Source organism: Streptomyces sp. NPDC056452, from assembly GCF_042796085.1.
In the GTDB taxonomy this organism is placed as follows: Bacteria; Actinomycetota; Actinomycetes; order Streptomycetales; family Streptomycetaceae; genus Streptomyces.
Genome location: NZ_JBHTRI010000021.1, coordinates 130,654 through 152,097 on the forward strand (window position 1 = coordinate 130,654; position 21,444 = coordinate 152,097).

The 21,444-nt window shown below is 69.7% G+C and carries 20 protein-coding genes; 11 read left to right on the forward strand and 9 right to left on the reverse strand.

The features are described 5' to 3' along the window. Window positions 1–63: 63 nt before the first annotated feature. Genes ACFQ6X_RS21570 through ACFQ6X_RS21585 form a run of 4 tightly spaced genes read right to left on the reverse strand, consistent with a single transcriptional unit; the run spans window position 64 to window position 4,806 of the window. Window positions 64–1,071, reverse strand: a complete 1,008-nt coding sequence (locus ACFQ6X_RS21570) for a DUF5914 domain-containing protein (RefSeq protein ID WP_383183690.1) — start codon at window positions 1,069–1,071, stop codon at window positions 64–66. Continuing rightward, window positions 1,068–2,054 (reverse strand): phytoene/squalene synthase family protein, encoded by a 987-nt coding sequence (locus ACFQ6X_RS21575; protein ID WP_383183692.1) that lies wholly within the window; start codon window positions 2,052–2,054, stop codon window positions 1,068–1,070. Before ACFQ6X_RS21575 ends, ACFQ6X_RS21570 begins: the two co-directional genes overlap by 4 nt. After that, a complete protein-coding gene (gene crtI / locus ACFQ6X_RS21580) occupies window positions 2,051–3,586 on the reverse strand; it encodes a phytoene desaturase family protein (protein ID WP_383183694.1) in 1,536 nt (511 codons plus the stop codon). Before crtI ends, ACFQ6X_RS21575 begins: the two co-directional genes overlap by 4 nt. Beyond that, the gene (locus tag ACFQ6X_RS21585) at window positions 3,583–4,806 is read right to left on the reverse strand and encodes a polyprenyl synthetase family protein (protein ID WP_383183696.1); all 1,224 of its coding nucleotides are present in this window, start codon (window positions 4,804–4,806) and stop codon (window positions 3,583–3,585) included. The genes crtI and ACFQ6X_RS21585 overlap by 4 nt, the downstream gene beginning before the upstream one ends. Window positions 4,807–5,348: 542 nt before the next feature. Between ACFQ6X_RS21585 and ACFQ6X_RS21590 the strand changes: the two genes are divergently transcribed. After that, on the forward strand, window positions 5,349–6,182 hold the full coding sequence (locus ACFQ6X_RS21590; RefSeq protein ID WP_383183698.1) for an NAD(P)H-binding protein: 834 nt from the start codon (window positions 5,349–5,351) through the stop codon (window positions 6,180–6,182). 60 nt (window positions 6,183–6,242) lie between these two features. Here the strand turns inward: ACFQ6X_RS21590 and ACFQ6X_RS21595 are convergent, their stop codons facing one another. Continuing rightward, window positions 6,243–6,803, reverse strand: coding sequence for an exonuclease domain-containing protein (locus tag ACFQ6X_RS21595; protein ID WP_383183700.1), 561 nt, complete (start codon window positions 6,801–6,803; stop codon window positions 6,243–6,245). Between the two features lie 210 nt (window positions 6,804–7,013). Between ACFQ6X_RS21595 and ACFQ6X_RS21600 the strand changes: the two genes are divergently transcribed. Continuing rightward, a complete protein-coding gene (locus tag ACFQ6X_RS21600; protein ID WP_383183702.1) occupies window positions 7,014–7,883 on the forward strand; it encodes an alpha/beta fold hydrolase in 870 nt (289 codons plus the stop codon). Between the two features lie 96 nt (window positions 7,884–7,979). Here the strand turns inward: ACFQ6X_RS21600 and ACFQ6X_RS21605 are convergent, their stop codons facing one another. Next, window positions 7,980–8,684, reverse strand: a complete 705-nt coding sequence (locus ACFQ6X_RS21605) for a DUF4386 domain-containing protein (RefSeq protein ID WP_383183703.1) — start codon at window positions 8,682–8,684, stop codon at window positions 7,980–7,982. A gap of 119 nt (window positions 8,685–8,803) precedes the next feature. On the opposite strand from ACFQ6X_RS21605, the gene ACFQ6X_RS21610 reads away from it, so the two are divergent. Both ACFQ6X_RS21610 and ACFQ6X_RS21615 read left to right on the forward strand, forming a co-directional pair. Then, complete coding sequence (locus tag ACFQ6X_RS21610) at window positions 8,804–9,487, forward strand: TetR/AcrR family transcriptional regulator C-terminal domain-containing protein (protein ID WP_383183705.1); 684 nt, start codon at window positions 8,804–8,806, stop codon at window positions 9,485–9,487. A gap of 206 nt (window positions 9,488–9,693) precedes the next feature. Further along, window positions 9,694–10,170, forward strand: a complete 477-nt coding sequence (locus ACFQ6X_RS21615; RefSeq protein WP_383183707.1) for a hypothetical protein — start codon at window positions 9,694–9,696, stop codon at window positions 10,168–10,170. A 143-nt stretch (window positions 10,171–10,313) separates the two neighbouring features. On the opposite strand, the gene ACFQ6X_RS21620 is transcribed toward ACFQ6X_RS21615, so the two are convergent. After that, window positions 10,314–11,870 carry a protein kinase gene (locus ACFQ6X_RS21620; protein ID WP_383183709.1) on the reverse strand — a complete coding sequence of 519 codons (1,557 nt, stop codon included), beginning with the start codon at window positions 11,868–11,870 and terminating at the stop codon, window positions 10,314–10,316. 395 nt (window positions 11,871–12,265) lie between these two features. On the opposite strand from ACFQ6X_RS21620, the gene ACFQ6X_RS21625 reads away from it, so the two are divergent. Further along, on the forward strand, window positions 12,266–13,954 hold the full coding sequence (locus ACFQ6X_RS21625) for a hydrogenase maturation protein (RefSeq protein WP_383183711.1): 1,689 nt from the start codon (window positions 12,266–12,268) through the stop codon (window positions 13,952–13,954). A gap of 22 nt (window positions 13,955–13,976) precedes the next feature. Here ACFQ6X_RS21625 and hypB read toward each other — a convergent pair whose 3' ends face one another. Both hypB and ACFQ6X_RS21635 read right to left on the reverse strand, forming a co-directional pair. Beyond that, a complete protein-coding gene (gene hypB, locus ACFQ6X_RS21630; RefSeq protein ID WP_383183713.1) occupies window positions 13,977–14,762 on the reverse strand; it encodes a hydrogenase nickel incorporation protein HypB in 786 nt (261 codons plus the stop codon). A gap of 2 nt (window positions 14,763–14,764) precedes the next feature. Next, complete coding sequence (locus ACFQ6X_RS21635; protein ID WP_383183715.1) at window positions 14,765–15,094, reverse strand: hydrogenase maturation nickel metallochaperone HypA; 330 nt, start codon at window positions 15,092–15,094, stop codon at window positions 14,765–14,767. 258 nt (window positions 15,095–15,352) lie between these two features. Between ACFQ6X_RS21635 and ACFQ6X_RS21640 the strand changes: the two genes are divergently transcribed. The 6 genes from ACFQ6X_RS21640 to ACFQ6X_RS21665 all read left to right on the forward strand — a co-directional run. After that, window positions 15,353–16,408, forward strand: coding sequence for a hydrogenase expression protein HypE (locus ACFQ6X_RS21640; RefSeq protein ID WP_383183717.1), 1,056 nt, complete (start codon window positions 15,353–15,355; stop codon window positions 16,406–16,408). A gap of 45 nt (window positions 16,409–16,453) precedes the next feature. Next, on the forward strand, window positions 16,454–18,247 hold the full coding sequence (locus ACFQ6X_RS21645; protein ID WP_351181645.1) for a nickel-dependent hydrogenase large subunit: 1,794 nt from the start codon (window positions 16,454–16,456) through the stop codon (window positions 18,245–18,247). Further along, a complete protein-coding gene (locus ACFQ6X_RS21650; RefSeq protein WP_383183719.1) occupies window positions 18,247–19,194 on the forward strand; it encodes a NifU family protein in 948 nt (315 codons plus the stop codon). Before ACFQ6X_RS21645 ends, ACFQ6X_RS21650 begins: the two co-directional genes overlap by 1 nt. Beyond that, window positions 19,191–19,841 carry a DUF5947 family protein gene (locus tag ACFQ6X_RS21655; protein WP_383183721.1) on the forward strand — a complete coding sequence of 217 codons (651 nt, stop codon included), beginning with the start codon at window positions 19,191–19,193 and terminating at the stop codon, window positions 19,839–19,841. The genes ACFQ6X_RS21650 and ACFQ6X_RS21655 overlap by 4 nt, the downstream gene beginning before the upstream one ends. Continuing rightward, window positions 19,838–20,479, forward strand: coding sequence for a DUF6084 family protein (locus ACFQ6X_RS21660; RefSeq protein ID WP_383183723.1), 642 nt, complete (start codon window positions 19,838–19,840; stop codon window positions 20,477–20,479). The genes ACFQ6X_RS21655 and ACFQ6X_RS21660 overlap by 4 nt, the downstream gene beginning before the upstream one ends. Further along, window positions 20,476–21,444, forward strand: a 969-nt coding sequence (locus tag ACFQ6X_RS21665) for a hypothetical protein (protein ID WP_383183725.1), incomplete at its 3' end; no start/stop codon positions are given. The genes ACFQ6X_RS21660 and ACFQ6X_RS21665, both read left to right, overlap by 4 nt.

Here is a 21,444-nt window from a genome sequence, read left to right on the forward strand (position 1 = left end):
GCCCAGCTTGTTGTTCATGGTCCCCGCCCGGCTTCGGCATTGCCCCCAGGTCGAACGACAAGCTCAGCCTGGGAAGCGTCCGGTGCTCCGCAGCGTCCAGCGGCGCTCGGCATACGCCAGGTCGTCACGCCAGAGTCGGCCCGCGGTCCGGCGCATAAGCGGTCGGAGGGCGGGCGCGGCGGCGCGTGCCAGGGCGAAGCCCCGCCGGTCCGAGGCCGCGACGACGGCCTCGACCACCGCCGTACGCGGGTCGGTGGCGCCGGGCGCGGTGAGTGGCGTGGCATGGGTCTCGACCACCGACCCGGCACCCTCGCCGTCCGTGATGTGCATGACCACCGTGCGCGGTTCGGGCGCCGTGAACACCGCCCGCACCGGCACCGCCAGTCGGCCGGCGACCTTGAACGCGACATCGACGGCGAACGCGTCGCTCCCGCCGCCCTCGGGAGTGTCCGCCACCTTCAGGCCGACGAAGGCGTACGGGTGGAACCAGGAACCGTGCCAGGGGTCGAGCCTGTTGGCGACCACGTCCTCGGGTTCGCACCGGCCCTCCACCGTGAACACCGCGTCCACCGCGTTCATCGGTACGGGCCTCACCGGTACGACCGGGCGCTCCAGTGGGGTCTCGCCCCCGGCCGCATCCAGTCGCACCCAGGCCAGTACCCCGTCGTCGTACACCGGGTACGGCTCCCACCCGGCGAACGGCCCGCCGTCCAGGGCCAGGCCGTGCCAGTGGCACACGAGCGTGCCGCACACCACCCGGCTGTCGCGCAACGGGGCTCCCAGATGGGGGCACTCCCCCGGGCCGGCGCGCAGCGCGCCGTTCTCCGACCGCCACAGGACGACTTCCACCCCGGCGATCGTCCGGCCGTACGGGCGGTCGCGCGCCCCGATCTCCCGCGAGGCCCCGACGACGTACCAGTTGCCCGACGGGCGGGCGGTGGCGCGCTTCAGGGCTCCGGCGATCACGGTGGGCTTCGCCTCGCGCCACGTCGGTGTCTGCCGCTCCCAACGGGGGGCGCGCCGCACCCGCAGCGGTGACGTCCACGTCGTCCGGCGGCGCTGGCTGTTCATCGCAGGGAGCCCTCCGCTCCCGCGACCGCGCCCGGCGCCGCGACGGGCGGCCGGGACCTCATCCGCGCACGCAGGACCCGTGCGAGCCCGCCCGCGGTGGTGGCGGCCCGTCGCCGGAGCGGCACCACGGCACGACGGTGCAGCACCCGGTAGTCGTCGGCGGCGACCGCGTCCAGGATCCCCCGGTACAGGACGAACGCCGTGCGGATGCAGGGCCGTACCCGCGGTTCCAGCATGGCGATGCCGGGTTCCGCCTCCCGGTACACGGTGCGGATCATTGCGTCGGCTTCTACGAACGCGGCCCGGATGCGCCGGTCGTGGCGTCCGGTGCGACGGCTCCACTCCAGCAGGGGCCGCTCCACTCCGTGAGCGGCGAGCAGGTCCGCCGGCAGGTAGACGCGGCCGCGGTCCAGGTCCTCGCCCACATCCCGAAGGAAGTTGGTCAGCTGGAAGGCCACGCCGAGAGCGGCCGCGTGCGGGGCCGCCTCCTCACGGGCCACGACCGTTCCGAGCACCGGCAGCATCTGAAGCCCGATCACCGCTGCCGAACCGTGCATGTAGGCACGCAGATGGGCGTACGTCGGATAGTCGGTGACCGTCAGGTCGCTGCGCATGGATGCCAGGAAGTCCGCGAACAGGCCGTGGTCGATGGCGTAGCGCCCGGCGGTGTCCGCCACGGCCCTGACAACGGGCTCCTCGCCGGCACCTGTGCGCAGTCCGTGGACGAGGTCGCTCTCCAGGAGGCGCAGCAGGCGGTCGCGTTCCCCGGGGGGCTGCCTGCGGTCCAGGTCGTCCACGATGTCGTCGGCCCACCGGGCGAAGCCGTACAGCGCGTGCACGGCGCAGCGCCGTTCGACCGGCAGCAGCCGGGTGGCCAGGAAGTACGTCCGCCCGTGCTGCGCGTTGAGCGACCGGCACCGGGCGTAGGCGGCGCGCAGAGCAGGTCCGGTGATCCCTGCGGCATCCAGTTCACGACGGTTCATCGGCTCTGCCCTTCGAGGACGGGAGAGCGACGGCGCACGCCCGTCGCGTGGGGAAGGCCCGTGATGCGGGCTGCTGCGAGCTTGCCGCTCACGAGTACGGTCGGCACGCCCACCCCGGGTGTGGTGCCGCACCCGGCGAGTACGACGTTGTCGTAGCCGCGCACGAGGTTGCGCGGCCGGAAGGGACCGGTCTGCGCGAAGGTGTGCGACACGGAGAACGGGGTGCCCGCCGCATGGCCCTGGGCCGTCCAGTCCACCGGAGTGACCAGCAGCTCCCGGTCCATGGATGCCTCGAAGCCTTCGAGCCCCCGACGCTCCAGCTCGGCCAGCAGACTGTCCCGGTAGCGCGGCCCCAGGCCGCGCCAGGTGCCCGCCGACGGACCGGTCGTGGTGTTGGGACACGGAGCCAGCACGTAGTGCAGGTGTCTGCCCTCCGGCGCCAGTGAGGCGTCGTGCGTCGTCGGACGGGTGATGAGCAGCGACGGGTCGCTCATCACCCGCCCGCTCCGGGTGAGTTCGTCGAACGTGCGCTCCCAGGCGGCGCCGAAGGAGAGGGTGTGGTGCGCCAGTTCCGGCCAGGTGCGGTCCGTTCCGGCGTGCAGGATCACGGCCGACGGCGCGTGGCGCAGCGCCACCGGACGTCGCGGGGCGCGGCCCAGGAGCCGGTGGGCCACAGGGAGATCAGGAGTCAGGACGAGAGCGTCGCAGGGGATGCGCTCGCCCGACGCCAGCAGTACGGCCCGCACCCGCCCGGCCACGCGCTCCAGCCCGGTCACCTCGGCCGACCACCGGAACTCGCCTCCCGCGTCTGCGGCGGCGTCCGCCATGGCCCGGGGCAGTGCGTACATGCCTCCCTTCGGGAACCAGACGCCCGCGACCGTGTCCATGTAGGCGATGACGGCGTAGGCGGCGAGGGCCCGGGCCGGGGCGACTCCCGCGTACAGCGACTGGAAGGAGAACACCCGGCGCAGTCGTGGGTCCGACAGGAATCTTCCGATCTGCGGATCGAGTCGGCCGAAGCCCCCCAGGACCGCCAGCCGGGCAAGATCCGGGTGCAGAAGCCGGAAGGGCGAGTCGAAGTTGGTGTCGATGAAGCGGCGCATCTGTGCCCGGTACAGCTTCTCCAGCCACATGCGCAGCCGACGGTACCCCGCGGCCTCCGCGGCCCCGGCGAAGCGCCGTACCTCGGCCTCCATGGCGTCACCGTCCGTGTGGACGTCGAGCGCGCTGCCGTCCGCGAAGCGGGCACGGTAGGCCGGGTGCAGCGGAACCAGCTCCACCCGGCTGAAGAGACTGTCCCCGACGGCGGCGAAGGCCTCGTCGGCCAGGTGCGGCATGGTCAGCACCGTGGGCCCGGTGTCGACCCGGTAGCCGCCGAGTTCCAGCCGTCCCGCACGGCCTCCGGGTCCGGCGTCCCGTTCGACGACGGTCACCCGGCGGCCCGCGCCGAGCAGGTGAAGGGTGGCGGCCAGGCCGGACAGGCCGGCGCCGACCACGACCACGTGGTCCGTGGGAGCGGGGATCGTCTTCATGCGCTCTCCCCGTTCCGGAGGCGGGCGGTGCCCGCGGCTCTGGCCACCAACGCGGCGAACTCCCGCCGGGCACGGGCATCCGCTCCGACAGCCGCGAAGTGGCGCAGGCTCGACTCCGCGAGGCCGGCGATCTCCTCCTCCACCACCGCCCGCGCGCCCGTACGTTCCAGAGCGGCGCGCATCCCCTCGACCGTTCCGCCGCCGGGTGCCGTGTCCTCGGGGCCGAGTACGGCCAGGGCTTCCGTGTCGCCCGATTCGGCGGCGAGCCGGAGACCGACCGCGAGGAGATAGGTGAGCTTGCGTGCCCTCAGGTCCTCGGCCGCGGGCTTCCCCGTGACGGCCGGGTCCCCGAACGCGCCCAGCAGGTCGTCACGGAGCTGGAAGGCGAGTCCCGCGCACCGTCCGGCGGACCGCAGCCCGTCGAGGGCACGGGCATCGGCCCCGGTCAGGGACGCGCCGAGGGCGAGCGGCCGCTCCACCGTGTAGAGCGCGGTCTTGAGCGTCGCGATGTTCCTGGCCTGGGCGGGGTCGGCGGACCCGGTCGCCTGCGCCCGCATGTCCAGGTACTGCCCGGCGACCATCTCGCAGCGCATCGCCTGCCACTCCCTGTGCAGCTCCTCGCCGTACGGGGAGCCCAGTGCGGTCTCGGTGAGCAGATCGTCGGCCCAGGCCAGCGCCAGGTCTCCGGCGAGCACCGCGGCGGTGGCCGAGTAGGACGCGGCGGAACCGCGCATGCGGCCCTCCCGGTGCGTGCGCGCGAAGTCCGCGTGCACGGCGGGCGCGCCCCGGCGTACCGGCGATTCGTCCATGACGTCGTCGTGCACCAGCGCGCAGGCCTGCAGCAGTTCCAGGGCGGCGCCGATGCGCAGCGGTGCCCTGGGGTCGCCGGTGCCCCCGGCGGCCAGCCACCCGCACCGGACGAAAGCCGTTCGCAGCCGCTTGCCGCCGTGCAGGACGAACGCGGCGACCCGGGAGGCCACTTCCTCGGCGAACACGGCGTCCACCCGCCGGGCCTCCCCCAGCCTGGCCTGCACATACTCCGCAAGGACGGCGTCGACGGGCAAGGCCGCCTCCCCGGCGGTGTCCGGGGCCTGATCGCGGCTCGTCCGGAGGCCCGTGCCGCCCCCGGAGTCCGCCCGGGTGCCGATGCCTGCGCCGGATCCCGGGTGGGGGCCTGTCGCTCCACCGGTCTCTGCCCGCATCGCCCGTGGACCGAGCATGGAGAGCCCCTTTCGCTCGGTTGTCCGCTGGTACGTCCGCCGGCTTCTTCCGGCCGCGAAGATCGCGGATGCCCATATGCCTGCCCGGCGCAGGGCCCGGTCGGAGCGAAGTTCACCCGGACGGCACTGAACCGGATCACGGCAGCCCGGCACACACCTGCGCCGGCAGCCAGAAGGACCGTGAACCGGAAGCCTGGACACGCCACCGTCATCCTCGGCCCGACCCGACCCGGACAGGGGCTCACCAGCAGCGTCCTGCACGACGGTGACGGACCCGTCGGCGACGCCGAACAGATCCTCACCGTCCGCCCTCTGTGGACCGGTTCGATCGCCACGCCGGTTCAGGGCACCCGGCAGTCAACGGTTGGCCTCGAGTGCGGCCAGAAGTGCGGGGCGGACACAAGTGTCGGCCGCCTGCCGGGAAAGTCCGCGGATGAACCGCCGGGCTTGCCGCGCTTTCCGATCCCGCCTTGACCTGAAGCTTGATTGAGGTCCTACGGTCACGTCGTGTTGATCAGCGCCCGATGACAGGAGAAGACCTCATGATCCTCGTGACCGGAGCCACCGGAAATATTGGAAGCGCCCTCTTGCGAGAACTCCGGGCGGTCGGCGCCGGGCCGCTGAGGGGGATCACCCGTGACATTGCCCGGGCCGCGTTCCCGGACGGCGTGGAAGCCGTTGCGGGTGACTTCGCTGAGACAGCCTCACTGGAACCCGCATTGGACGGGGTCCGATCGCTGTTCCTTGTGTCACGCATGGGGTCTGACGCCGAGATCATCGAGGCGGCCCGGCGGGCAGGCGTGGAACACGTGGTGCTGGTCTCGTCCATTACCGTCCGGACTCACCCGCACCTGGGCCCCGCCGCAGAGAACCTGGCTGTCGAGCAGCTGCTGCAGGGCAGCGGCATGACGTGGACGATCCTGCGGCCGACACAGTTCGCCTCGAATGCCCTGTGGTGGGCGGGAACGATCCGCGGGCACGAAACGGTCCGCGTGCCCTATGCGGACATCGGTCTCCCCACGATCCACCCGGCGGACATCGCATCGGTGGCCCGGGTGGCACTGACCGAATCCGGCCACCAAGAGCAGACGTACGCACTGACCGGTCCGGAGAGGGTCACCGCCCGGCAGCAGGTCGGGGCCATCGCGACAGCACTGGGGCGGAAAGTGCCGTTCGCCGAGATCAGCCGACAGGAGGCCCATCGTCAGATGACTGCCTTCCTGGGCAGCGAAGCCGCGGACGCGGTGCTGGACCTGACAGGTGGCGACGTCAACGACGAGCTGCTCATGGTGCGTGAAACCGTTCCTCTGATCACCGGGGCCCCTGCCAGGACGTTTCACCAGTGGGCGTCGGACAACGCCACCGCCTTCCGATGAGCCAACGAGCTAGCGCGGGCAGGAACACGACCTTGCCGATCCACCGACGTCAACGGGCTGTCACCTCGGCCAGGCATCACGGGCAGCCAGGTCGAGGATGAGCCCGGCAATGTTCCATGCGTCGTCCTCGCCGCAGTGGTGACGCCCTTCCAGCGGTAGACCGGCAATCGCCAGGGCCTGCGCCATTCCCGGGCGTTTTCGCAATCCATGGGCCTCGGTGAAGACCGCCTTGGCATTGGCGTGCCGGCGTCCGAAGGGGTATGCGGTGCCGGTGACCTGGCACTGACGTGTGAACTGGTGACGGTCGTAGTCACCCCAGCTCGCCCACGGACGCACCCCGGCCTGGTAGTCGGCTGCCAGCAGTCGACAGGCTTCGCCGAAACTCATGCCTGCATCCACTTCGGCCTGCCCCAGCCCGGTCAGTTCGGTACAGAAGGAGCTGACGGCCGACCGCACGGGCCGCACCAGAATGCGATGCCGCCCGACACGCTCACTCCTGCCGAGGTCAACTACCGTCAGCCCGATCTCGATGATCTCGCTGACCGCACCGGGCGGCGGCTCACCCTCCCAGCACGTCGCCTCGACATCAATGACATTCAGTAGTCCCCCAGCGCTCTCCATGCGAACGAGAGTATGAAGGAAAGCGCCTACCGATCACCCTGATTTCTTGTGCAACCGAGCCCTCGCTCAGTTCCGTGCACTCCTCGATCAGGCCGTCGCCACCCTCAACGACATTCCGGATTGCGCCGGAGGACACCCTGCGCACGTGGCCGGCAGGGAAAGAAGTGCGTGAGCCGATGAGTTTCCAGAGCGAGGGCGGTCTGTACAGGTATGGAGACCTACACACTTGAGACACCGGGCGCAGACCTCGTCTACGACGTTCGGGGGCCGCTGCCGACCGATGACGCGCGCCCAGTGCTGCTCATGATCGGGCAGCCCATGGACGCCACCGGTTTCGCCGCGCTCGCGGCACGCTTCCCGGAGCGGACCGTCGCCACCTATGACCCGCGCGGGCTCGGTCGCAGTATCCGTAAGGACGGACGGGTCGACCACACGCCGGAAATCCAGGCCGATGACGTACACGCCGTCATCGAGGCGCTCGGGGCCGGGCCGGTTGAGATGTTCGCCAGCAGTGGCGGCGCGGTCACCGCACTCGCTGTCGTGGCGAAGTACCCCGATGATGTGACCACCCTGGTCGCTCACGAACCGCCGCTCATCACTCTCACCCCGGACGGCCCGGCGGCCGTACGGGCGAGGGCTCGTGTCCGGGAGGCGTACGAGAAGCGTGGGTGGGGGGCCGGGATGGCTGCGTTCGTGGCCATGACCTCCTGGGAGGGCGAGTTCACCGACGCGTACTTTGCGCAGCCCGATGCCGATCCCGCCGCGTTCGGGATGCCCACCGATGATGACGGCTCGCGCGAGGATCCGCTGCTCTCCGACCGGTCGTGGGCGATCAGCAGCTACCGTCCGGACGTCGACGCGATCGCGCGGGCCGCGACCCGCGTGGTGATCGCCGTGGGCGAGGAGTCCAAGGACGTGGAGACCGGACGTACCTCCGTCGCGACCGCCGAACTGCTCAACGTGCGCTTGACCGTGTTCCCGAGTCATCACGGCGGATTCCTCGACGGCGAGTTCGGCTATCCGGGGAAGCCGGACGAGTTCGGACATCGGCTGCGTGAGGTTCTTGACGGCGCCTCGTAGAACCGCGGCTGGACGAGTGGTTCCGGGTGCGGCTGTTCTCACCGCCCAAGGGACCGCCCTTAGCCACATCGGAACTACTCGTCCATGGCGTCGGCCTCACCGACGGACACTTGCCGGATCAGCCACCTCTCCGTCCGCCCGGGACGCGGCGCCTGATCCGGGCCCGAACCCCCTGACGATCAGCCACCCGGCCAGCCCCAGCTCCCAGGCGAACACCGGGAGCGCGGCGACCGACCCCGCAACGGAAAGCTGCGCGTAGGCCCCGAACATCACGGCGACGGCCGACGCGCAGATCAGCGGCCCACCGATCAGCCCGAGCACGGCGATGAAGCGCGGCACGAGCCGTGCGCGGTACGCCAGGTACGCAAGCAGGACGGTGTTGAGGCCGAGGGCGATGTTGGGCCCGAGCAGGAACGTCCAGTCGTGCACGGTGGCCAGCGCGACGTCGGCGCCGGCCGCCGTCCCCGCGTCCCGCCGCAGGGTGACGAGCGCCAGGACGGCGACGATCCCGAGGGCGATGACGGCCGCCTCCAGCAGCCGTCCGAAGGCGTACCCGAGCGCGAGCCCCTCGCCGTGGCGCCGGAGGACCGGGAACAGCGCCGCCCCCGTACCGGCGACCGCCACGACCAGCACCACCTCGCAGAGCACCCCGAGCAGCGCCTGCGTGTCGGCGCCGTGCGCGAGCCGGCCGCCCGCCGCGCCCAGCAGGGGGCGGTACAGGACCGCCCCGGCTATCGCGGCGACCTCGGTCAGCAGGAACAGCGACCCGGCGGCCACCGCGGTTCTTCGGTCCGGACTCATCTTCTCGGTGCCCCTAGCTCGATGGTGGTGTACGCCGTACACCTGACAGGAACCATAGGTGTACGGCGTACACTCGTCAAGGAGAAGGCGCCGTCGAGAAGGAAAGGGGCCGGACCGGAATGACCCGGCAGGAAGCCACACACACGCAGCGGGTTCCCCTGAACAGGGATCGCGTCCTGCGCGCCGCGGTCGCGCTCGCCGACGCCTCCGGCATCGACGCACTCAGCATGCGCAGGCTCGCGCAGGACTTGGACGTCGTACCGATGGCCCTGTACAAGCACGTGGCCAACAAGGAGGAGTTGCTCGACGGCATGGCCGACGCCGTCGTCGGCGAGATCGACCCGCCGGCCGCGGGCCCCGACTGGCAGCGTGTGGTCCGCGGCCGGATCCTCTCGGCCCGACGGGTCCTGCTGCGCCACCCCTGGGCGGTCCGGGTCATCGAGTCGCGGACCGGCCCCACCCCGGCCGTGCTTGCGTACCTGGACTCGATGGCCGGGGCTTTCCGGGACGGCGGCCTCTCCGCCGACCTCACGCACCACGTCATGCACGCGATGGGCAGCCGCCTGCTCGGCTTCAGCCAGGAACTGTTCGACACCTCGGGCTCCTCCGGCCCCCCGGACCCCGGGCTGGCGGCGCACTACCCGCACATCGCGGAACTTGCCGCGACGGCCGCACACGACGGGGGCTCCACGGTCGGTGGCGGCTGCGACGACCAGTTCGAGTTCGAATTCGCCCTGGACCTCCTCCTGGACGGCTTCGAAAGCCTCCGCCGCCAGGGCTGGACGTCCGCGCGGAAGGCGTAGCAGGTGCCGGGGGCCTCCGGATCTCATCGAACTCGTCGAGTCACTGGCCCTCAGTCGCAGTCACACCCTGGTCAGTGAACGTTGCCGCAACAACATCTACCTTCAAGTGACGGCTTGAGCACTTGTCACGAACTTCCCCCGACAAAACTGTGCGGGCGGTACTTTGGCGCCCGTTGATCCAAAACTCGTTCAGGGGGCAATGAGTCATGCGTAGGGCCGTCAAGTTCAGAGCCGTCGTAGTCGCGGCCGCCGCCATCGCCGCGCTGGGAGTCACCTATGCGGCAGCCACTGCGACCGCTTCCCAGTCGGCCGCCGCCACGGCCCCGGGTGATGTCTACAAGGCCACAGCGGTGCACTCGATCGGCACGGCCAACGCGCAGGTGGTCGCTCTGTCACTGCCGGCAGGGACCTATACCGTGACCGGCTCCGCCCACTTGATCTACGCGGACAAGGCGAGCTGCTACGTGACCGGCGGCCCCACCATGGCAACACCTCGTGGCAGTGGCTACAACGAGGCATCGCTGAGTGCCACCGGAGTGGTGACCCTGGCCGCGGCCGGCAAGGTTCAGTTGATGTGCAGCAGCGAGAAGGCACTTCCCGCGCCGCAGGACCCGGCCGCCAACGGCACCCTGGTCGCCACAAGAGCCGCCTCCTACCAGAACCAGGGAACAGGCGCCTTGTAACTCGCCGCCTTCGGCGGGCCGGCCTCGGCGCCTTGTGCGCGGGGTCGTCCCGCCTTCCCGCCTTCCCGCTTGTGCCGCGTGGGCAGGGAAGTCCACCAGCGGAACGCGCCTTCGACCCCACAAGCGCCGACTCAACTGCCACTTCAGGCGGGTGGCTCCTTCAAGTCAAGAACTTGTTGGTAAAGCTGACGAGCGCGTTCGTGGTTCCCGGCGTCGCGTTCCACGTCGGCCCAGTACAGGAGTGCATCGCCCCTCTGCTCAGCTGAGCCGTCGGCCTCGGTGCTCTGCTGAAGCAGCCTGCGGGCCTCCTCCAGATTCTCGGCCCATACCTCCAGAACGGCCAGGTTCCACGACGCTGCCATGACGATGCCCCACTGGCCGGTATCGATCGCCTGCCCGAGCAGGCTGCGGGCGTCCTCCACGTTCCCCGCATCTCTTTCCAGCAGACCCCAGCAGTTGAGCGCCCAACTCTTGTGCCAGAGAGGGCCGGTCGCCACCACTTCCTGGTACAGCCTGCGCCCCTCGTCCAGATTCCCGGCCTGCGTCTCGTACCAGCCCAAACCGTTGCGTGCGTCGGCCGTCTGCTCAGGCGTGCCGCCGGCCTCGATGGCTTGCTGGAACAACTTGCGCCCCACGTCCAGACTCCCTGCTTCCATCTCCAGATTCGCCAGGCGGAGCAGCGCGTTGACATGCCGGAGCGCCTCCCGTTTGCCCTCGCGATCATTCAGACGCCCCCGGTCGGCTGCGTCCTCCTCGTCCGCCTCCGGCTCGGTGTCGGTCTCGGTCTCGGTCTCGGTCTCGGTCTCCAGGGAAGCGGTGTCGTCCCCCGTCGGAGGGTTGACGTCTCGCTCGGCGATCATTGTGGCGAGGGTGGGCGGCAGCCACGAGATCCCCGTCTCGTCCGGGATGACCGCTTGGTCGAGGATCTGCTCCACGGTCGGACGTCGCGAGGCGTCCTTGGCCAGGCAGTCCGCGACCAGCGAGGCGAGGGCCGCAGGCAGCCCCGACAGGTCTGGACGCTCGTGCACCACCCGGTAGTTCACCGAGTGCGGGAGGCCCGCTCCGAAAGGGAGGCGGCCGGTCGCCGCGTAGGCGATCACCACGCCGAGAGAGAACACGTCCGAGGCCGGCCCGGCACGATTTCCCAGAAGGTGCTCCGGAGCCATGAACCCGGGCGTCCCGATGGCCATTCCTGTGCCGGTGAGGTGTGTGTCTTCCACGGCCCGAGCAATGCCGAAATCGATCAGCCGGGGGCCGTCGGCTGCCAGCAGGACGTTCGCCGGCTTCAGGTCACGGTGCACCGTCTCGCGGCTGTGTACGGCGGCCAGCCCTTCCGCAAGCCCGGCAGTCAACAGCCCCAACGCGCGCTCCGGCAGCGGGCCGTGTTGCCCGACGGCCTGTTGCAACGAAGGGCCGGGAATGTACGCGGTGGCCATCCACGGCGGATCCGCAGAAGGGTCGGCGTCCACGACGTGTGCGGTGTAGAAGCCGCCGACCCGCTGTGCGGCCGCTACTTCGCGCGCGAAACGCCGTCGGAAGCCGGCGTCCATCGCCAGCTCCGGCCGTACCACTTTCACCGCCACCAGCCGACTACCGCGGGAGCGGCCCAGAAACACCTGCCCCATCCCGCCGCCACCCAGCCTCTTCAGCAACCGGTACGGCCCGACCACCCGCGGATCCCCGGCCTGCAACTCCTCCACGCTGCCCCCTTCAAGCGACGAACTCCGCGCCCGACCCGCAGATCGCGAAACCCTCGTAGCCCGTGCCCCATTACTGTGCTGAAACCTCTACCCCTACCCAGGACGCGGCTACCGCCCCGGCAGTTCTGATGCCGGCAGCCGCAGAGACCGGTCAGTCCAGCTGCTCGCAGAGAAGGCGGCCTGGTCACGCATCACCAGCCTGCAGCCGCATGCCGACACGTCTGGACCGGCATTGTGTGGTGGCCCCGCCATGCCCGCCCGAGCACCGTGGGGTCCCCGTCAAGCATTCGCACTTTTGAGTGAATCTCGGCATTCCCGAGCCCGTTGTGTTCCGTGAGTACGGATCCACCTTCACGCTCGCTCCGAACGGACCCAGCCATCCGGGAGTGATCACCGTGCATATCCTGCTTCTCGCAAGCGCCTTCAACAGCCTCACCCAACGTGTCCAGGCCGAGCTGAGGGACCACGGACACTCGGTGGCCGTGCGGCTCGTGCACGAGGACGGGGGCGGCTCGGTCCGCGAAGCCGTCCACCAGGAGTGCCCGGACCTTGTCGTGGCGCCCTATCTCAGGACCGCGATTCCCGAGGACGTGTGGTCGCTCCACACCTGTCTCATCGTCCATCCCGGGCCGGTGGGCGACCGCGGGCCCTCCTCTCTCGACTGGGCCGTTCACGAGGGCACGGACCGTTGGGGCGTCACCGTGCTGCAGGCGAACGCGGAGATGGACGCCGGCGACGTCTGGGCTTCCGTGTCCTGCGCGTTGCCCCCGGTGGGCAAGAGCGACCTGTACCGCAACGAGGTCTCGGACGCGGCCATGGCGGCAGTGCTCCTGGCCGTCGGGCGCTTCGCTTCCGGGACGTACGAGCCGGCACCGCAGGACGCGGGATCCGACCATCGCTGCCGACCGTTGTTCCGCCAGTCACTGCGACGCATCGACTGGCAGGCGGACTCCTCCTCGACGGTTGTCCGCAAACTCAGAGCGGCTGACTCCCAGCCCGGTGTGCTGGACGAAATGCTGGGCGATGAGTGGTTCCTGCACGGCGGGTATCCCGAGCCCCGGCTGAGCGGGCGCCCGGGGGAGATCGTGGCCACCCGGGACGGTGCGATCTGCCGAGCGACCACTGACGGCGCGGTGTGGATCCCCGAGCTGAGGCCCCGGCGGAGGCCGGGCGGTCCGGCCACCTTCAAGCTCCCCGCCACCGTGGCGCTGGAAGGCCGGCTGTCCGCCGTACCCACGCGGGCGGCTCCGCTGCACCGCATCGGCCACGAGGACACATGGGCCGAGATCGGTTACCGGGAGGAGGCAGGCATCGGCCTTCTGTCGTTCTCGTTCCGCGGTGGAGCCATGAGCACGGAGCAGTGTCGTCGGTTGCTGCGCGCGTACCGGTTCGCCTGTTCCCGGCCTACTTCGGTGCTGGTTCTCGGGGGCGGCCGGGACTTCTTCTCCAACGGCATTCATCTCAACGTGATCGAGGCGGCGGACGATCCGGGCGCCGAGTCCTGGGACAACATCAACGCGATGGACGATCTGGTGGAAGCGGTGCTGACCACCACGGACCGCCTCGTTGTCTCCGCCGTGGCCGGAAACGCCGCGGCGGGCGGGGTGATGCTCGCCCTCGCCGCCGACGAGGTGTGGTGCAGGGCGGGCGCGGTGCTCAATCCGCACTATCGCCTGATGGGGCTGTACGGATCGGAGTACTGGACGTACTCGCTGCCGCGGCGGGTGGGAGCGGCGGCGGCCGAGCGGCTCATGCAGGACGCGCTTCCGGTCAGCTCCGCGGCTGCCCACGGGCTCGGACTCGTCGACAGTGTGATCGCGTGTGCACCTGACTCGTTCGACTCGGAGGTCGGCGCCCGGGCGGCCCGCCTGGCCGCGCTGCCCGCGACGCAGTCCCGTATCAACGCCAAGAAGGCGGAGCGGGACCGGGTCGACCTGACGCCGTACCGCACCGCCGAACTCGCCCGGATGCGGCGCATCTTCGCGGACCCGCACCATCCGTACCACGGGCTGCGCCGGGCCTTCGTGCGCAAGGAGGGCCCCGCATCCGGCTCCGCGGCCCGGCCCGCACACCCCAGGGGCTGACCGCGGCCCGGCGGCGCGGCTGCTACCGCTGGTCGGCCAGCCAGTCGTACCACAGGGGCAGGCCCTCGCCGGTGGTCGCGGAGACCGTCAGCACGCGTACGGCCGGGTTGACCGAGCGGGCGTGGCGCGCGCACTGATCGACGTCGAAGTCGACGTAGGGCAGCAGATCGGCCTTGTTGATGAGGATCAGGTCGGCGGCGGCGAACATGTACGGATACTTCAGCGGCTTGTCCGTGCCCTCCGTGACCGAGATGATCACGACCTTGCTGCGCTCACCCAGATCGAACAGGGCGGGGCACACCAGATTCCCGACGTTCTCGACCATGAGCAGCGAGCCCGCCACCGGGGACAGCGCCGTGAGGGCGTCCTGCATCATTTCTGCGTCGAGATGGCACCCCGCCCCGGTGTTCACCTGTACCACGGCACAGCCCGTACTTCTGATCCGGTCGGCGTCGAGTCGGGTCTCCTGATCGCCCTCGATGACGGCCACCGGCCGGCGTCCACCCACATCGGTGATGGTGCGTTCCAGGAGCGTCGTCTTGCCTGCCCCTGGTGAGCTCATCATGTTCACGGCCGCGACCCCGCGGTCGGACAGCCACGTGCGGTTGCGTTCCGCGACGAGGTTGTTCTTGGCCAGTACCTTCTGCTCGATGGTGACGGTCTCACCGGCGTCGTTCGACTGCGCATGCTCGTGCGGGTGCGGGTGCGGGTGCGGGTGCGGGTGCGGGTGGTCGGGTGCATCGTCCTCCCGCAGCATCACGATCCTGGTTCCGCCGGACTCCTCGGAGCAGCCGCACGTAGCGCACATGTTCAGCCCACTTTCATGGAAACGATCTGCAGTTCCTGTCCCGATGTGATCTCCACATCCGCACTGCCGCAGGGGCACAGCAGAATCAGGTCGGCCAAGGTGAATTCGACGGTGCAGGTGCGGCAGCGGCCTCTGCCGGGTGGCTGGTCGATGTCCAACCGTGCCCCTTCGGCGGCCGTTCCCTCGGTGACCAGCCCGAAGCAGAACTGCATCGCGTCGGGCACCACCGCGGTGAGCGCCCCCACACGTACGCACACCGAGTGCACCGGACGCCCTGCGGCGCGCTCGCACACCGAGTCGACGACGCTCTGTGTGATGGCCAGCTCGTGCACCGCTGCCACCTCCTTCTGCGGGTCGCTCCGAATGTAGGGGCACACGGTGGGCGCGAGGGCGGCGGACGGGCCCGGTCACGCGACCGGATCACCCGACCAGCCCTCGTCATGAGGTCGCTCGGCCCCCCGAACTGAGGCGGGCGGTGGATATGCCGTGTTGCCGGAATCATCGAACCGAGGCGTGATGGTAGCAATGTGCGTGTACCCATTCGTGGGGCCAACGGCCGCTGGGCCGTCATTCTGAAAGGCGGCAGTGCGATGCCGACAGAGGAAGCGGTAAAGGCTGAGGACACCCTGATCCATGTCTTGTGGATCAACGCAGGGCTGAGCTGCGACGGAGATTCTGTTTCTCTGACGGCCGCCACTCAGCCGAGCATCGAGGAGATCGCCCTGGGCGCCCTGCCGGGGCTTCCGAAGATCGCTGTGCACTGGCCGCTCATCGATTTCGAGTGCGGCCCCAATGGCGGCGCCGACGACTTCCTCGAATGGTTCTTCAAGGCCGACCGCGGCGAACTGGAACCGTTCGTCCTGGTGGTCGAGGGGTCGATTCCGAACGAGCGCCTGCACGATGACGGGTACTGGTGCGGTTTCGGCAACGACCCCGCCACCGGCCAGCCGATGACGACCAGCGAGTGGCTCGACCGGCTCACCCCGAAGGCGACCGCGGTCGTCGCTGTGGGCACCTGCGCGACGTACGGCGGCATCCACGCCATGGCGGGCAACCCCACGGGCGCGATGGGGGTCCCCGACTACCTGGGGTGGGACTGGAAGTCCAAGGCCGGGATCCCGATCGTGTGCGTCCCCGGGTGTCCGATCCAGCCGGACAACCTGTCGGAGACGCTGACCTATCTGCTCTACATGGCCACAGGCCAGGCGCCGATGATCCCGCTCGATGACGCGCTGCGACCGACGTGGCTGTTCGGGTCGACGGTCCACGAAGGCTGTGACCGGGCCGGCTACTACGAGCAGGCCGACTTCGCGACGGAGTACGGCTCACCGAAGTGCATCGTCAAGCTGGGCTGCTGGGGGCCCACGGTCAAGTGCAATGTGCCCAAGCGAGGCTGGATGAACGGCATCGGTGGCTGCCCCAACGTCGGTGGCATCTGCATCGGCTGCACCATGCCCGGGTTCCCGGACAAGTTCATGCCGTTCATGGACGAACCTCCCGGCGGAAAGCTCTCGACCAACGCGGTCGGACTGTACGGGTCGACGATGCGGCGCCTGCGCCACATCACCACGCACACTCTGGACCGCGAACCGAAATGGCGTAAGCCCGGCCGCGAACTCAAGACCGGTGCCACACGCACCTGGTAATTGACCGCGCAATCACCACAACGGACAGAAGGATGAGGCGGCGCAATGACCGCGACCCAGCACAAGGGTGCCGGAGGCGGCCGGGGCAAGGACGACCTGGTCGAAATGGCGTGGGATCCCATTACCAGAATCGTCGGCAGCCTGGGCATCTACACGAAGATCGACTTCAAGCAGAAGGTGGTCGCCGAGTGCCACAGCACCAGTTCCATCTTCCGCGGCTATTCCGTCTTCATGAAGGGGAAGGACCCGCGGGACGCGCACTTCATCACCAGTAGGATCTGCGGAATCTGTGGTGACAACCACGCCACGTGCTCCTGCTACGCGCAGAACATGGCGTATGGGGTGAAGCCCCCGCACCTCGGTGAATGGATCGTGAATCTCGGCGAGGCCGCAGAGTACATGTTCGACCACAACATCTTCCAGGAGAACCTGGTCGGGGTCGACTACTGCGAGAAGATGGTCGCGGAGACCAACCCCGGGGTGCTGGAGCAGGCCAACCGCACGCCCTCCCCGCACGCCGACGCCCACGGGTACAAGACCATCGGCGACATCATGCGGTCCCTGAACCCGTTCACCGGCGAGTTCTACCGCGAGGCGCTCCAGGTCAGCCGGATGACCCGGGAGATGTTCTGCCTGATGGAAGGGCGGCACGTCCATCCCTCCACGCTCTATCCGGGCGGCGTCGGCACCGTGGCGACGATCCAGCTGATGACGGACTACATCACCCGGCTCCAGCGGTACGTCGAGTTCATGAAGAAGGTCGTGCCGATGCACGACGACCTCTTCGACTTCTTCTACGAGGCCCTGCCGGGGTACGAACAGGTCGGCAACCGGCGCATCCTGCTGGGCTGCTGGGGCTCCTTCCAGGACCCGGAGCACTGCAACTTCGAGTACAAGGACATGACCGACTGGGGCCGGAAGATGTACGTCACCCCGGGTGTCGTCGTCGACGGGAAGCTGGTCACCACCGACCTGGTCAAGATCAACCTCGGCATCCGGATCCTGCTCGGTTCGTCGTACTACAACGACTGGGACGAGCAGGAGACCTTCGTCTCCCACGACCCGCTCGGCAATCCGGTCGACCGCCGTCACCCGTGGAACCAGCACACCAACCCGCAGCCGCAGAAGCGGGATCTGGACGACAAGTACAGCTGGGTCATGTCGCCGCGGTGGTTCGACGGCAAGGACTACCTGGCCCTGGACACGGGCGGCGGGCCGCTCGCGCGCCTGTGGACCACGGCGCTGGCCGGCCTGGTCGACATCGGCTACATCCAGGCCACCGGCCACAGCGTCAAGATCAACCTCCCCAAGACCGCCCTCAAGGGGCCGGTGGAGCTGGAGTGGCACGTACCGAAGTGGAGCAACACCATCGAGCGCAACCGGGCGCGGAGCTACTTCCAGGCCTACGCGGCAGCCTGCGCGCTCCACTTCGCGGAGAAGGCTCTCGTGGAGATCCGGTCCGGGAACACCAAGACCTGGGAGAAGTTCGAGGTTCCCGAGGAGGGTGTGGGCTGCGGATTCACGGAGGCGGTGCGCGGTGTCCTCTCGCACCACATGGTGATCCGGGACGGCAAGATCGCCAACTACCACCCGTACCCGCCGACTCCGTGGAACGCGAGCCCGCGTGACACCTACGGCACACCCGGTCCGTACGAGGACGCCGTGCAGGGGCAGCCGATCTTCGAGGAGAACGACCGGGAGCACTTCAAGGGCATCGACATCATGCGTACGGTGCGCAGCTTCGACCCCTGTCTGCCCTGCGGAGTGCACATGTATCTGGGCGAGGGCAAGAAGCTGGAACTCCTGCACTCCCCCACCCAGTCCGCGGGCAGCGAGTGATGGCGCCGGAGGAGACACCGGCCAAGCCCGACTGGCGGACGACCGGTGATCGCATCGACACCCTGATCGCCGCCAGTGGCTCGGGCGGCGCGATCGCCCGGGAGCGCAGCGAGGAACTGGTCAGGCTCGTCGCCGATTTCTACGGCGCCGGACTGGAACGGCTGCTGGACCTGGTGCACGAGCAGGGGCGGCTGGACGACGGTGTCCTGGCCGCGCTGGCCGGTGACGAGCTGGTGGCCAGTGTCCTGCTGGTGCACGGGCTCCACCCGTACGACGTGGAGACCCGGGTCGAGAAGGCGCTGGAGGGTGTGCGCCCGTATCTGGGGTCGCACGGCGGTGATGTGGAACTGCTCGCCGTCACCGAAGAGGGCACTGTCCGGTTGCGGCTGCTGGGCAGTTGCGACGGCTGCCCGTCCTCCTCGGTCACGCTGAAGCTGGCCGTGCAGGGTGCGGTGGAGGCGGCGGCTCCGGAGATCACCTCGATCGAGGTGGAGACGGCGGCCGACGAGGAAGCCGCCGGAGCGGCGGGACCGCTGATGCCGGTGGACTCGCTGTTCGCCCGGCTGCACGCGGAGACCGGGGCACCCGGCGACGACGGCGCGTCGTGGGAAGTCGTACCCGAGCTGTCGGCGCTGGAGCCGGGCACCGTGGCCCGGGTCGGAGTCGGCAGGATGCCGGTGGTGGTGTGCCGGGTGGGCTCCGACCTCTTCGCCTTCGAGGACCGGTGCGCGCGCTGCGAGCAGCCGTTCGAGGGCGCCACACTGGCGCGGCGGCTGGGCGGCGGGTCCGGCGACGCGGTCCTGCGCTGCGCCGGGTGCCATGCGCACTACGACGTGCGGCGGGCCGGGGTCTGCCTCGACGGCGACGGTGTGCATCTGGCACCGCTGCCCCTGCTCTCGCAGGGTGCCGTCGTCTCCGTAGCGGTGCCCGCGGCGGTGGCACCGTGATCGCTGCCGCCCGGGCCGCCTCTCCGGCCGCCACCCTGCTGCGGATCACACGCAACCGGCCCCGCCCGACTGTCGGGGAGCGCTGCGAGATGTGTGCGGAACCGATCGGCGAGAGCCACTCCCATGTGGTGAGTCTCGACAGCCGCGCTCTGATGTGCGGGTGCCGGGCCTGCTATCTGCTGTTCACCGACGAGACCGCGGAGTTGCGCTACCGGGCGGTTCCTGAGCGCTATCTGCACTTCTCCGGGCTGACCGTGGACGGTCGTGCCTGGGACGAGTTGCAGATCCCCGTGGGGCTCGCCTTCCTGTTCCGCAATTCCGTCCAGGACCGCATGGTCGCGTTCTACCCGGGTCCTGCGGGCGCCACCGAGTCGGAACTCCCGCTGGACGCCTGGGAGGCCGTCGTCGAGGCGAGCCCGGAGCTTGCCGTGCTGCGTCCCGATGTCGAGGCCCTGCTCATCCGGCGCACCCAGGACGGCGGCGGGTCGTGTCACCTCGTGCCGATCGACGCCTGTTACGAGTTGGTGGGCCAACTACGCACGCTGTGGCGCGGTTTCGACGGCGGCTCCGAGGCGCTGGCCGCGATGGACTCGTTCTTCGCGCAGGTGGCGGACCGCAGCCGGCCCGCCGGGATCGGGGCAGCGTGAGCGACTTCGGCTTCTCCGTTCTGGACATCGCCGCCGATCCGTACGCGGCCGCGCCGCAGCTGACCGCGCGGCTTCGGATCGAGGAGCGGACGGGTCTGCGGATCCATGCCGTCGCCCTGCACTGCCAGGTGCGCATCGAGCCGCAGCGGCGCCACTACGACGAGGCCGAACAGAGCGGCCTCCAGGCGCTGTTCGGTGGCCGGGAACGCTGGACGGACACCTTGAAGCCGTTCCAGTGGATGAGCTGCGACACGACGGTGCAGGGGTTCAGCGGCGCCACCGAGGTCGAGCTCGCCCTGCCGTGTACGTACGACTTCGATGTGGTCGGCTCCCGCTATCTGCATGCGCTGGGCGAGGGTGCGGTGCCGCTCGCCCTGATGTTCTCCGGCACGGTCTTCACCCGGGGCAGCGAGGGCTTCGGGGTCGAACGGGTGCCGTGGGACTGCGAGGCCCGGTATCAGATGCCGGTCGCGGTGTGGCGGCACTTGGTCGCGTCGCACTTCCCCAACACCGGTTGGATCAGGCTGGACCACGACGTTCTCGCGCGCTTCGCGGACTTCCGGGCCCGGCGCGGGCTGATCAGCTGGGACGAGACGGTCCAGGCCCTCCTGGCCGAGCACGACGAGGTGGCCCTGTGAGCCTTGACCAGGTGCGTACGATCGCCGACGCCGTGCTGTACGAGGGGTATCTCCTTTACCCGTACCGCGCCAGTTCGCACAAGAACCGCTCGCGCTGGCAGTTCGGCGTCCTCGGACCGCCGCATGCCACGGCGGCGAGTTTCGGCGAGGAAGCCGGGATGGAGATGCAGTGCCTGCTGGCACCGCAGGACGGGACGGCGGCCGTCACCGTACATCTGCGCTTCCTCCAGCTCCAGGTCCGCGAGGTGCGGAGCACGGGTGAGGACGGAGCCGAGGTGCCGGTGGACCAGCTCACCGTCGACGGGGTCTCCGTGGTGTCCTGGGACGAGGCGGTGGAGCGGGAAGTCATCCTGGCCGCACTGCCGTTGGACGAGCCGGCCGACTCCGTGCACGAGGTGGCGGGCGGCGAGGACACCGAGCCGGTCACCGACGCGCGGGGCACGGTGGTGGGGCGGATCGTACGGCGGCGGCTGCCGCTGGCGGTCCGCATCCGTACGCGTGCCGTCATGGACGACGGCTGTGTACGCCTGACCGTGAGCGTCACCAACGAGCACCCGGAGCCGGCGGACACCAAGGACGCCGCGATCCGGGCCTCGCTGATCGGCGCGCATCTGCTGATCAGCGCGCACGACGCCGCGTTCGTCTCGCTGCTCGAACCGCCCGCCGAAGCGGCGGCGGCCGCCGGGCGGTGCCGGCAGCACAGATGCTGGCCCGTGCTGGCCGGTCCGAAGGGATCGACGGACACCCTGCTCGGTGCTCCGATCATCCTGTACGACTACCCGGAGGTCGCCGAGCAGAGCCCGGGCGCCCTGTTCGACTCGACCGAGATCGACGAGATCCTGACCCTCCGCGTGATGACGATGACGGAGGAGGAGAAGGCCGAGGCCCGCGCCACCGACCCGCGGGCCAGGGAGATCATCGACCGGTGCGACGGGATGTCACCCGCGGATCTCCAGCAGTTGCAC